At 32.6% G+C, this 13039-nt stretch carries 11 protein-coding genes; all 11 read left to right on the top strand.

The window, feature by feature from the left end:
* Positions 1–5: 5 nt before the first annotated feature.
* Positions 6–1121, top strand: a complete 1116-nt coding sequence (locus H70357_RS26965) for a polysaccharide biosynthesis C-terminal domain-containing protein (RefSeq protein WP_038595783.1) — start codon at positions 6–8, stop codon at positions 1119–1121.
* 4 nt (positions 1122–1125) lie between these two features.
* Positions 1126–2253 carry a non-hydrolyzing UDP-N-acetylglucosamine 2-epimerase gene (gene wecB / locus H70357_RS26960; RefSeq protein ID WP_038595782.1) on the top strand — a complete coding sequence of 376 codons (1128 nt, stop codon included), beginning with the start codon at positions 1126–1128 and terminating at the stop codon, positions 2251–2253.
* A 2-nt stretch (positions 2254–2255) separates the two neighbouring features.
* Positions 2256–3335: a glycosyltransferase family protein gene (locus tag H70357_RS26955; RefSeq protein WP_038595780.1), complete on the top strand. Its 1080-nt coding sequence runs from the start codon at positions 2256–2258 to the stop codon at positions 3333–3335.
* On the top strand, positions 3335–4567 hold the full coding sequence (locus tag H70357_RS26950) for a glycosyltransferase (protein ID WP_038595779.1): 1233 nt from the start codon (positions 3335–3337) through the stop codon (positions 4565–4567). The genes H70357_RS26955 and H70357_RS26950 overlap by 1 nt, the downstream gene beginning before the upstream one ends.
* A gap of 30 nt (positions 4568–4597) precedes the next feature.
* Positions 4598–5962 carry an O-antigen polymerase gene (locus tag H70357_RS26945; protein WP_038595777.1) on the top strand — a complete coding sequence of 455 codons (1365 nt, stop codon included), beginning with the start codon at positions 4598–4600 and terminating at the stop codon, positions 5960–5962.
* 64 nt (positions 5963–6026) lie between these two features.
* Positions 6027–7283: a glycosyltransferase family 4 protein gene (locus H70357_RS26940; protein WP_038595775.1), complete on the top strand. Its 1257-nt coding sequence runs from the start codon at positions 6027–6029 to the stop codon at positions 7281–7283.
* A 57-nt stretch (positions 7284–7340) separates the two neighbouring features.
* Positions 7341–8678 carry a flippase gene (locus H70357_RS26935; protein WP_038595772.1) on the top strand — a complete coding sequence of 446 codons (1338 nt, stop codon included), beginning with the start codon at positions 7341–7343 and terminating at the stop codon, positions 8676–8678.
* Positions 8679–8690: 12 nt separating this feature from the next.
* Positions 8691–10055, top strand: a complete 1365-nt coding sequence (locus tag H70357_RS26930) for a phenylacetate--CoA ligase family protein (protein WP_038595771.1) — start codon at positions 8691–8693, stop codon at positions 10053–10055.
* 9 nt (positions 10056–10064) lie between these two features.
* Positions 10065–10976, top strand: coding sequence for a glycosyltransferase family protein (locus H70357_RS26925; RefSeq protein WP_038595770.1), 912 nt, complete (start codon positions 10065–10067; stop codon positions 10974–10976).
* 5 nt (positions 10977–10981) lie between these two features.
* Positions 10982–12292, top strand: a complete 1311-nt coding sequence (locus H70357_RS26920; RefSeq protein ID WP_038595767.1) for a UDP-glucose dehydrogenase family protein — start codon at positions 10982–10984, stop codon at positions 12290–12292.
* On the top strand, positions 12289–12912 hold the full coding sequence (locus H70357_RS26915) for a YdcF family protein (RefSeq protein ID WP_038595765.1): 624 nt from the start codon (positions 12289–12291) through the stop codon (positions 12910–12912). The genes H70357_RS26920 and H70357_RS26915 overlap by 4 nt, the downstream gene beginning before the upstream one ends.
* Positions 12913–13039: the final 127 nt, after the last annotated feature.

Here is a 13039-nt window from a genome sequence, read left to right as displayed (position 1 = left end):
GAATAATGAAAACTGTTTTGGTAACAGGTGCTCACGGATTTATTGGACGTAATTTAGTAGCATCATTAAATAGAAGAGAAGATATCGAGGTTATGAAGATCGACTCTAAGCATTCACTCCAAGAATTAGAAGAATATGCGATTAAGGCAGATTTTATTTATCATCTTGCTGGAATTAATCGTCCTGATAATACTGAGGAATTTATGACTGGAAACTTGGATTATACTCAACATCTACTCAATATTTTGAGTTCGAATGGAAAGAAGACACCAATACTACTTTCTTCATCGATACAAGCTGAAATGGATAATCCATATGGGAACAGCAAACGTGCGGCTGAGGAAGCAGTATTTGCTTATGGGCGTAATGAAGAGATTCGTACATTTGTCTTTAGGCTACCAAATGTTTTCGGAAAATGGAGCAAACCTAACTATAATTCTGTAGTTGCGACTTGGTGTTACAATATTAGTAGAGATATACCCATTAAAGTGAATGATCCGGAAGCAGAAGTTAAGTTGGTTTATATTGATGATGTAGTTGAATCGTTTATACACGTCATGGACAATTCGGATGTAACCAAGACAAGTGATTATCTTGATATTTCACGATCATTTAACGTTAAACTTAAGGAGTTGGAGGCTAGTTTAGCCTCATTTAAAGCTAGCCGAAGAACACTAGTTCTCTCAGATCTGAAGAATGATTTTGAACGTTATCTTTATAGTACTTATCTCTCTTATTTGCAAGAAGACGATTTCGGATACAATCTGGAAATGAAACATGATAATAGAGGATGGTTAGCAGAGTTTGTTAAGAGCGAACACTCTGGTCAAGTATTCATATCCCGGACTAAACCAGGTATCACAAGAGGCAACCACTGGCATCATACTAAGGTGGAGAAGTTCCTTGTCATTGAAGGCGAAGCTATTGTGAAATTCCGAATGATTGAAGGCGAAGAAATCTTTGAGTATCCAGTAAATGGTTCATCTTTAAGAGTAATAGATATTCCACCTGGATACACACACTCTATTACTAACACAGGTAATACTGATGTAATAACCCTTTTTTGGGCTAATGAATTATTTAATCCTGACAAACCAGACACTTATTACTTGGAGGTATAAATAAATGGAGAAACTCAAGGTTATGACAATATTAGGAACCAGACCAGAGATTATTCGTTTGTCTGAGTGCATAAAAGCTTGCGATAGATACTTCAATCATGTTCTAGTACATACAGGGCAGAATTGGGATTACACATTAAATGAAGTGTTCTTCAATGAGCTTGAACTTCGCCAACCAGATTACTTCCTTGAGGCAGTGGGAACTAATCTTGGAGAAACTATGGGGAACATAATAGCAAAATCGTTCGAAGTTCTTGAGAAGGAAAAACCTGATGCTCTACTTATTTTAGGTGATACTAATAGTGCACTGAGTGCGATTGCTGCTAAAAGACTGAAAGTGCCTATTTTCCATATGGAAGCAGGGAATAGGTGCTTCGATCAGAACGTTCCTGAGGAAATCAATCGCAAGATTGTTGACCATATTTCAGATATTAATCTTCCGTATACAGAACATTCCAGAAGATACCTTTTGTCAGAAGGATTCCGTAAAGAACATATTTTTGTTACAGGCTCACCTATGCAAGAGGTTCTTCAAGCACATATGGACAAGATCGACGCTAGTGATGTGCTTAATCGATTAAATTTGGAACCGGAGAAATATATAATTGTTTCAGCTCATCGTGAAGAAAATATTGATAATGAACAGAATTTCATATCATTAATGACAGCAATTAATAAAATTGCTGAACGTTATCAAATGCCTGTAATTTATTCTACGCATCCAAGAAGCATGAAATATATTGAACAACGAAATTTCAAATTTCATCCACTTGTGCAGAACTTAAAGCCATTTGGGTTCCTTGATTATAATAAACTCCAAAAGAATAGTTATTGTGTTCTTTCGGATAGTGGTACTTTGTCTGAAGAGAGTGCGATGCTGGATTTTCCAGGGGTCTTGTTAAGAACATCTACAGAGCGTCCCGAGGTTTTAGATAAAGGAACAGTTGTTATTGGAGGCATTGATACTAAACTAATTGAACAATCCATAAAACTGGCTTGTGAGATGAAACTGAACAATGAAAAAACATTACTACCCTATGACTATAAGGATGAGAATGTTTCTGTGAAGGTCATAAAAATTATACAGAGTTATACAAATATAATTGATAGGAATACATGGAGGAAATATTAAAAATGAAAGTGGGAGTTATTGGATTCTCTAATTTAAGGTATATGCCTTATTTTAATGTTTACGAATCTTTTTTGAAAGAAAATAGGATTGATTTTGATTTGATTTATTGGGATAGAAAGAATATGAATGAAAAATCAAATAATAATACAATAGTATATAGAAAGGAGATGTCTGATGATAGTGATAAAATATGGAAATTGAAGCAAATGTATGGTTTTTTTAAATTTTGCGAAAAAGTAATTAAGGAAAAAAAGTATGATTTTCTTATAATTCTTACCACTTTGCCTGCTTTATTTTTGAGTAAATTCCTGAAAAAGAAATATAAAGATAGATTCATTTTAGATATAAGAGATTATACTTATGAGAAATACTCGTTTTATAAAAAAATGTTAGGAAAAGTAGTACATGTTAGTAAAATGACAGTTATTTCATCTCCTTCTTTTTTGAGTTTTTTACCACAAGCGGAATATACAGTATGTCATAACTTGGATTTTAAGAATAAGAGGAACAAAAATATAAGATCAAATACTGCAAGGCAAAGAGAGATTATCAGAATTTCGTATATTGGGGCTATTTCTTATTATAGTGAAGTTGTTAAAATGCTAAATTTGATATCAAATGATGAACGATTCTTATTTTCTTTCTACGGTGATGGAGTAGATGAAAATAAAATCAAAGAGTACTGCAAAGAAAATAATATGAAAAATGTTTTTTTCTACGGAAGGTATAACGAAAACCAAAAAGAAAAATTCTATGAAGAGACAGACATACTCTTTAATGCTTATGGAAATGAGTCCTTATTAGTTAAATATGCTTTATCTAATAAGCTTTACGATGCTGCTTGGTATAGTATACCAATAATTGTGAATTCAGACACTGCAATGCAAATAACGAGTTCAGAATTAGGATATCAGATTAATTATGATGCGAATAATATCGCTGAGGATATATACAGTTGGTACAACTCAATTGATTGGGCAAAACTAGAAGTTGTAGCAGGTAATATTATTGAGAAGGCTTTAAATGACAATTTAATTTTTAAAAATAAATTATATGAGATATTTGGAGGGGGGAGGGATTAATGGAAATACTTTATGTTTCAAGATTATGCTCTACCAGAACATTTAATGATTTTTTCACTAAAAGCATTATTAAACCGGAGCAACAGGCTCAAAAGTTTCATCGTTTACTAGCCGAGGGGTTTGGAAGTCTAGGACATGCTACCGTTACAACGCTTAGTGGAATACCATTATCACGCATGAATACTCGAAAATTATTTATCAACTATCCTAATGATAGCGATAAAGAAGTTACATATAAGTATATACCTTTATTAAACGTACCCTTTATAGGGCACATTCTTACGTTGCTAATTGCCTTTATTGGTTCATTTATATGGTGCTTTAATAATAGAAAGAATGAAAGGGTCATAATATGTGATGTTTTGAATTTAACTATCAGTGCTGCTGCTAAATGTGCAGCAACTCTTTGTAATGTGAAAACTATTGGGATTGTTACTGATTTACCGCAATTTATGCAGACATATTCCACTAAGAGACAATTTGGAATTAAGCAATTATTTAAAAAATGGTATACTGAATTTTGTGATTTTTTTATTAAAAAGCATGATGGATATGTTTTGTTGACCATCCATATGAATGAAATAGTCAATCCACATAAGAAGCCTCATATTGTTATTGAAGGATTCGTAGATCTAGAAATGACAAAAATTAATAACGAATTGAAAAATAAATATGAAAAAAAAATTGTTATTTATGCAGGTGCGTTACAAGAAAAATACGGTGTGAAAAAATTAGTTGAAGCATTTATTAATATTCCATTCAATGATGCCGAACTATGGTTGTTTGGATCGGGGGAACTGGAAAATGAATTGAAAAATTATGAACTTAAAGACAAAAGAATTAGATTTTATGGGGTTTTACCTAATAGCGAGATAATAATCAAGGAGACAAAAGCAACATTATTAATTAATCCGAGGCCATCTGAAGAAGAGTTTACAAAATATTCATTTCCTTCAAAGAATATGGAGTATATGGCTTCTGGTACTCCAATATTAACAACAAATTTGCCGGGAATGCCAGTAGAATATAAAGAATTTGTTTATTGTTTTGAAGGTGAAAATGTGGATGACTTAAAGGAAAAACTTGTTGAAGTTTTAAGTTTAGATATGAGAGAACTCCATGGGTTCGGATTGAAGGCTAAAAGTTTTGTCTTGACTTATAAAAACAACTTAAAACAAGCGGAAAAAATCTTGGATTTTCTTAAAACTACTATTTTTCATGAAATATGCTAAATTATTGATGTTTCAGTTTAGGGGGAAAAAATGTTATACATATTATTTATATGTACAATTTGCTTCATTATAATATTTGGAGTAATTAGAACTGGTAATATATTTAATCCATTAACCTATTTCTCATTATTCTGGGGAATATGGACTATTGTATCCTTAGGTAACCCATTTATGCTATATGATGTTTCAACTAAAACATATATGATAATTTGGTTGAATGTGGTTGCAACTTCTATTGGCTTCTTTGTAGTAAATCACAAAAAAAATAAAAATCATATAAATGTGGGGGTGGATAAGCAAAGACTCTTAGGTGGTGACTTATTAAATACCAGATTCTTTTTGTTTCTTCAGTTTTTTCTTTCCTTCATCTTGATTTATTTTGCTATAAAATATAACAATTTATTATTTTCTATGACTACGGCAGACATGAGAAGAATTGTATATGAACAAGGTTTATTATTTGGCTCATCTTTTAGTTCGCTATTATATTTTTGGATTATTACCCCATTGGTTAAAGTTTCTATTCTTGCGTTAATATCCGACTTGGTTGTAAATGGAAAAAAAGGAATAAACTTGGGGTTGGCTTTATTCAATAGTGTTTTATTTGCATTTATAGGAAATGGAAGGTTTATTTATTTTGAAATTATAATTTTCACATTGATTTCCTTTGGTTTTAAATATGATTTATTTAAAAAAGTAAGCACAAATTTCAAGAAAAGAAGTAACATCTCAAAATCTCTTTATGTGATTTTTTTTGTTTTTGTTGTTTATTTTATGAATTTAAGCTCAGCTAAAAGAATTGGAATTAGGTCTCCGAGCTTATCAGAGTCTGTAGATGTTTTTGTGAATTACTCTCTCAAACAACTTGTAATATACTTTACAGGGCCATTTAGATCGTTGGACTTTTTTTTATCTTCTCAAATATATAAATTAACAGGATATACTTATGGAAGATCCTTTTTTTCGGGAATTGAAGAAATGATTAACACATTTCTTATTTTTTTAAGTGGGAACTCGTTCTCTTTCCATACGGCAAATGAAAAGACGGCTAGTTTCACCGTTAACCCAATACTAATAGGAGATAACACTACGTTTAATGCTTTTTACACAAGTATAATGAATTTCTACTTAGATGGAGGTTTACCTTTAGTATTATCTCTATCTCTTTTGTTTGGTGTGAGCTGTGCTATCTTTTATAGGTATTATTTAAATAATAGTAACTTAATTACCTTTTCCTTGAATGTATATCTAGTATACCAAATGGTAGCTACAGCGTTCCGATGGAACTATTCAGCGCCTCATACTTGGCTTGCAATAGGCTTGATTTTAGTAGTAAACAAAATTCATAATGATAAAACCAGTAAATCATCAAAAGTACCACAAATAAATAGTTAGTATTGATCAAAAAAAGGTACTTTTATATTTCACTTGTAATATATGACAGTTTGGGGTTGAAAAGATGAAAGTTTTATGGCTCACGAATATTCCATTACCAGAAGCAAGTATTTTGATGAACTTGAGAACTATTCCTTTTGGTGGATGGCTTGTTAATATGTCTAAATATTTAGCGAATTCTGATAGAATAGAACTCTCAATCGCTTTCCCTTGTAAATTAATCAGTTCGAAAAATGTTCTATTTGGGGAGAAGATAAAGTATTATCCTTTTCCACAGAATAGAAATGAGCATGAAATTTATAAATATCTTGAGAAAATTATAGAAACAACTACTCCTGACATTGTACATATATTTGGAACGGAGTTTGTTCATACACTCTCTATGGTTAACGTTTGTAATCAAAGAAAAATAAAAGTGCTTATTTCTATACAAGGGTTAGTATCAATTTACGCCCAACATTATATGGCTAATCTACCTAGAAAGATTCAAAATAGCTTTACCTTTCGAGATCTGATTAAAAAAGATAATTTAGTGCAACAACAAAAAAAATTTGAGCAAAGAGGTTTTTCTGAAGTATTGGCACTAAAGAAGGTGAAGCATGTACTAGGAAGAACAATGTGGGATAAAGCCTGTGCACTACAGATAAATCCTGACATACAATATCATTACTGTAATGAAACACTAAGAGAGGAATTTTATAATTCTGTATGGAATATTAAAAAAATTGAAGAACATTCAATATTTGTTAGTCAAGGCACATATCCTATTAAAGGCTTGCACCATATGTTAGAGGCAATGCCTATTATTTTGAAAAAATTCCCGAAAGCTAAACTATATATTGGTGGTATTGATATTTTTAATATACGTGGATTAAAAGCAAAATTAAAGGAAACATCATACGCTAAGTATTTAAACCATCTTATAGGTAAATATAAACTTCAAGATAAAGTATCCTTTACCGGCAGTCTAGATGAGAATGAAATGTGTAACAGATTTCTAAAATCAAACGTATTTGTTTGTCCTTCATCGATTGAGAATAGTCCTAACTCGCTCGGAGAAGCAATGATACTAGGAGTGCCCTGTGTAGCTTCTTATGTTGGGGGGATAAGCGATTTATTACTTGATAAGCAAGAAGGATTCTTGTATCAAGCAGATGCACCATATATGTTGGCACACTATGTTTGTGAAATTTTTGCTGATAATGACTTAGCATTGAAATTTTCTAATAACGCAAGAGTACGTGCTTTGAAAACCCATAATAGAGAACATAATTTAGAAAAGCTATCTCAAATTTATAAGAATATAGTTTCAATAGACTAATTGAGTCTCATTTAAAAATACTATTTGAAAAGTATATGGAAAAAGTGGGAAAATAAATTGAACTTATTAAATCTAGTTAAGAGTAGACTATTAAGTAATGAGGTAGCCAAAAAAATATTAGGGAACTCTGGTTGGCTAGTAAGTGATAAAGTCTTTAGCATGATACTAGGTGTGTTTATAACTGCGGTAGTTGCACGTTATTTCGGTCCCGAGTTATATGGCGAATTTAATTATGCATTGGCTATCGTCTCTTTGTTTACAGTTTTATCAACATTAGGTTTGGAGATTTTAATTGTTAAAACTATTGTGGAAAAAGAGTATGAAGAAGGGACTATTCTCTGCACAAGCTTTTTGTTAAGGATAATTGGCGGAGTCATATTAACCGTTGTTTCTTGTATAGTAATGTGGATACTAGAACCATCTAATAATTCTCTACAACTTATCGTTCTTATAATGTCCTGCTCAATGGTTATAAGATCGTTCGAAGTTATTGAGTATTGGATACAGGCTCATCAGAAAGCGAAGATATCCTCCTTAATTAGAATTATTGTCAGTTTGTTGACTGCAGGTTTAAAACTATTATTAGTTTATTTCAAAGGTGATCTAATTCTTTTTGCCTTAATTTACACAATTGATATTGCAATAGTAAGTGCAGCACTAGTTATGGCTTATATCAAATACCGACAAGAAAAATCTCGCATGAGATTTAGCATGGATTATGCGAAAGAAATATTGTCGCAAAGTTGGTATCTTGTGCTTTCAGGCTTGATGGTATCATTATACATGAGAATTGATCAAGTTATGTTGGGGACTATAATGCCAAATAAAGATGAGCTTGGCATATTTTCAGCGGCTGTTAGAATTGCGGAGATGTGGTATTTTATTCCAACTGCCATTATTATTTCATTTAGACCAGTAATTATGAGTAAAAAGAAAATCGATAAAGATGGTTATATAAGGTCGGTGCAGTTACTTTATAATATTGTAGCTTGGATGGGTATTGTTTTCGGCGTATTCATAATGTTATTTGCGAAGCTTATTATTGGAATTTTATATGGTCCTGAATATATAGAATCTGCACGAATTTTGTCAGTTAGTATCTGGGCAGGTATATTTGCGATGTTAGGTTCGGCTAGAGGTGTTTGGTTAGTGAGTGAAGGCTTACAAAGATATTCAATGGCTTATATAGCAGCTGGTTGTATTATTAATATATCATTGAATTATTTTTTAATACCATTATATGGAGGTTATGGGGCGGCTATAGCTACACTAACTTCACAAATAACAGTTGCGATTATTGCGCCAGCCTTTTTTAAACCAACAAGAATTTCGTCCATTATGATGTTAAGAGCATTTAATTTGAGAAAGATTTTTTCAGATATTAAACACAAATGAGGATGATTTTATATGGGGAATTCTCGATTAGTTCGCATTATGAAAAGATTAAATGATCCTCAATATATTCGCTATGGTTTCAGGCATTATATTGGTAAGTTGGAAATATACTACGGATTGAAAAATCTCCAAAAATTTCATATGGGACATAACATGAATTTCGAAAATATCTATAGGAAAAAAATTATCAAAATTCTAAATTATGCGTTTGAAAATTCTGTATATTATAAAAGAATATTTATTGAGAATCAGATTGACTTAAAAAATTATGAAGATTTTTTTAGGATTCCTTTTCTCTCGAAAGGTACCATAAGAGAAGAAAAAAGCAACATTTTGGCTATCCCTGAATCAAAAAAATATGTTGGTTTTGTAACTACCGGAGGAAGCACAGGTGAACCATTAGGATTTTATACATTGGGGGGCTATGATTCAGAGCACCAACATTTTTTATACAGGATGTTTGGATATTCTCCAGGAGATAAAATTTTGGCAATGGACGGTACAATAATACCAGAAGAACTGCTGAAGCAAGAAATATTTTGGATAAGAAAAAGCGAAAAAGATATACCATATGGTAGTTTTGCTTTGTCATCGCAATATCTTACTAATAATAATAAACATTTATATGTAGAGTATATAAAGGACTTCAAACCAAGCTTCATAAGAGGTTATCCATCATTTATCGATTCGATAGCAACTTATATCAATGATAATAACATTGAGTTGGGCATGGTGATAAAAGGGGTTGAATTAACATCTGAAAGCTTCTCTGATTATCAACTGAAAAATATAAGTCGTGCTTTCAAAACTAAAGTTATTAATCAATATGGGCATGCTGAAGCTAGCGTATTTGGCTATTCAATTGATGATAGACTTATAACTTATTGTTCCCCTTATTATGGATATACTGAAATAATTGATGAAAATGGTATTCATGTGAAACCGGGTGAAGTTGGCGAAGTGGTCGTGACTGGATTTAATAACTATGCTATGCCCTTTATACGATATCGTACAGGAGATTTGGCTACTTATGACGGGATTGAGAACGGGATAGTGAGGCTTAAAAGGATTCTAGGGAGAACACAGGATTATATTTATACTGAGAATATGGATAAAGTCTTACTAACTGCTATAGTATTTGGTAGACACTATAAAGCTTTTGATCATATAGAAAAATGGCAAATTGTGCAGAACACCCCTGGAGTGATCGTTTTTAGAATAATTAAAAATGAAAGGTTTTCACAGGAAGATCAAATTGAGCTTCATGATAATTTTTATGATATTGCAAAAATAAAAACATATTTTGAGTTTGTAATTGAGTTACCTTTGACAAAAAGAGGAAAGTCGAAACTACTCATTCAAAATATACCGTTGTGAGGTGTTACTATGTTAGCTCCTGTTTTAATATTTGTTTATGCAAGACCAGAGCACACTAGGCGGACAATTGAATCATTAGCCTATAATTATCAGGCAGATGACACTGATGTTTTTATATTCTCAGATGCACCAAAAAATGAAAAGGCTATTAAGAATGTGACACTTGTAAGAGATTATATTGACACACTTCCTGATAAAAAGTTGTTTAAATCAGTCAAAATCATTAAATCAGAGTTTAATAAAGGACTCGCAAATTCAATAATCTCAGGAGTTAATGAAATAATTGAATTGACTCAACAAGTAATTGTTCTTGAGGATGATTTAATAACTTCACCGGACTTTTTAAGTTATATGAATGATGCATTGAAATTTTATGAAAATGATAAAAAAATTTGGTCAGTAAGTGGTTATACTTTTAATTTGGATTTCCCGGATAAATATGAAAGTGAAGTATATTTATCATATAGGGGGTGTAGCTGGGGATGGGCTACTTGGAAAAATAGGTGGGACAATGTAGACTGGCAAGTGGATGATTACATGACTTTTAGAATAGATAAGAGTCTTCGGAAGAAGTTTAACCGCGGCGGTAGAGATTTGTCTGCTATGCTAGATTCCCAAATGAAGGGGGATATTGATTCCTGGGCAATACGATGGTGTTATAGCCAATCTAAATTAGATATGTTCACAATATACCCTAAAGTCTCAAGAGTGAAAAATATTGGCCTTGATGGATCAGGTACACATAGTGGAGTAAGTAGTAAGTATGATACCAGTATTAATACGAGCAATAGGAGATGCGAATTTGATCATCCAGAACTAAATGACAAAATTATAAGATTGTTTAAAGATAGATTTGGTACTAGATTTGAGTATTTTGTTGTATGGAACAAAGCGCTTATTAAAAAAATGTTAAGGATATGATTATTATGAAAATCTCCGTAGCGGGTACTGGTTACGTAGGACTGGTTACAGCTGTTTGTTTAGCTGAAAGAGGAAATAATATAACCTGTTTAGATATTGATAAAGAAAAAATTTCACTTATGCAAAATGGTACTTCTCCAATATACGAACCTGGCCTAGAGCTACTTATGGAGCAAAATAAAGAGAACATCACTTATACAACTGATTACATGAAAGCATACAGTGATGCACAAATCATTATCATTGGAGTTGGAACACCAGAGAAGAAAGATGGCTCCGCGAACTTAAAATATGTATTTGAGGTAGCTCGGCAAATAGCACAAACGGTAGAACAAGACTGTATTGTTATTGTCAAGTCAACTGTTCCAGTAGGAACTAATGATAAAGTGGAACAAATTATAAATGAACACAAAAAGTATAATGTAACTATCGAAGTCGCTTCTAATCCGGAATTTCTATCTCAAGGGACAGCCGTTAAAGATACTCTGAATGCTACAAGAATAGTGTTAGGTGTAGAGTCTGAAAATGCTGAGAAATTAATGAAGGAAATGTATAAGGAGTTTGATATACCTTTTGTAGTTACCAACCGTAGAAGTGCAGAAATGATTAAGTATGCTGCTAATGACTTCCTAGCTTTGAAGATATCCTACATCAATGAAATGGCTAACCTTTGTGAGATTGTTGGAGCTAACATTGATGATGTTGCTTTAGGAATGGGTATGGATCCAAGAATAGGTAATCGCTTCCTAAATGCTGGTATTGGTTATGGTGGATCATGTTTCCCAAAGGATACTAAAGCGTTACATTGGCTTGCTAGTTTTAATGACTATGAATTGAAAACAGTAAAGGCAGCAATCGAAGTGAATGAGAATCAGAAGATAAAGCTAATAAAGAAATCCAGGAAATATTTTGATAGTTTTAACGGACTCAGTATTGCTGTGTTAGGTTTAACCTTCAAGCCTGGAACAGATGATTTAAGAGATGCACCTTCTTTAGTGAATATTCCCTTGATGATTGAAGATGGCGCAAATGTAAAAGTATGGGACCCAGTTGGAACTGAAAACTTCAGACGGATTTTTCCTGATGAAATTAATTATTGTAAATCAATAGAAGAGACAATAGTAGATACAGATATATGCTTTATTTTTACAGAATGGGCGGAGATTAAGTCTTTTCCACTTAATAAATATAAGGAGTTAATGAAGAGGCCTCTTATACTGGATGGAAGGAATTGTTACTCTCTTACTGAGGCAGAGGATGCTGGATTGGTCTACGAATCTATTGGTAGAAGAAAAGTACATACCTTAATAGAGTGAATAAATTACGGAGCAAAAGGACCCTCAGATGTCTTTTTTTAATTTTTCTTTTATTAGCGTTTTTTTTCTTTATAGCTGGAAGATTACTGATACTAATCGCATCTCCTTTAGAATCAGATGTAATTATCGTACTAAGCGGTGGAACAGGGAGGATTGAAAAGGGAGCAAAGTTGTATAATGATGGCTACGCTCCTTACCTACTCCTCTCAAACTTTAAGGAGGTAACAAGCAATTCCGGCGACATGCTCCAAACCGCTCTTACTTTAGGTATACCGAAAGAGGCTATTCTAACCGAAAATGCAGCATTGAGCACCTATCAGAACGCCGAGCTAACACTTCCAATTATGAAACAGCATGGTTTTACATCCGCTATTGTTGTGTCTTCGGATTTTCACATGCGGCGTGTGAAGTTTCTTTTCGATCATGTTTATAAAAAGTCTGGTATTGAGCTTGCCTATGTAGGTTCGGAATCCGGATACAATGCCAAACGTTGGTGGAGTGATCGTTATAGTCGGGAAACAACCTTTAACGAGTACACTAAGATGATAGGCAATGTATTCGGTTATAACGGGCCTGAGGCTAAAGATGCATTAGAGCAGATCAAGCGTTGGTTTCGATAAATTGTTCTAAATCATTCTATACTATCAGTCGACAAAACTATTAATACTATTCCTAACTTCACTCCCACCAACCGACAAACAAATTAGGTATCCCGATCTATAATAAGGATTATATCTATACTGTTGT

It is taken from the genome of Paenibacillus sp. FSL H7-0357, assembly GCF_000758525.1.
Classification (GTDB): domain Bacteria; phylum Bacillota; class Bacilli; order Paenibacillales; family Paenibacillaceae; genus Paenibacillus_AQ.
The sequence above is the reverse complement of the archived record's forward strand: the minus strand, read 5'-3'. Positions and strand labels throughout refer to the sequence as shown.

Coding starts and splice junctions, on each gene's coding strand:
- H70357_RS26955 (WP_038595780.1), top strand. CDS start 2,256: ATGAAAGTGGGAGTTATTGGATTCTCTAATTTAAGGTATATGCCTTAT.
- H70357_RS26945 (WP_038595777.1), top strand. CDS start 4,598: ATGTTATACATATTATTTATATGTACAATTTGCTTCATTATAATATTT.
- H70357_RS26950 (WP_038595779.1), top strand. CDS start 3,335: ATGGAAATACTTTATGTTTCAAGATTATGCTCTACCAGAACATTTAAT.
- H70357_RS26920 (WP_038595767.1), top strand. CDS start 10,982: ATGAAAATCTCCGTAGCGGGTACTGGTTACGTAGGACTGGTTACAGCT.
- wecB (WP_038595782.1), top strand. CDS start 1,126: ATGGAGAAACTCAAGGTTATGACAATATTAGGAACCAGACCAGAGATT.
- H70357_RS26925 (WP_038595770.1), top strand. CDS start 10,065: ATGTTAGCTCCTGTTTTAATATTTGTTTATGCAAGACCAGAGCACACT.
- H70357_RS26940 (WP_038595775.1), top strand. CDS start 6,027: ATGAAAGTTTTATGGCTCACGAATATTCCATTACCAGAAGCAAGTATT.
- H70357_RS26965 (WP_038595783.1), top strand. CDS start 6: ATGAAAACTGTTTTGGTAACAGGTGCTCACGGATTTATTGGACGTAAT.
- H70357_RS26930 (WP_038595771.1), top strand. CDS start 8,691: ATGGGGAATTCTCGATTAGTTCGCATTATGAAAAGATTAAATGATCCT.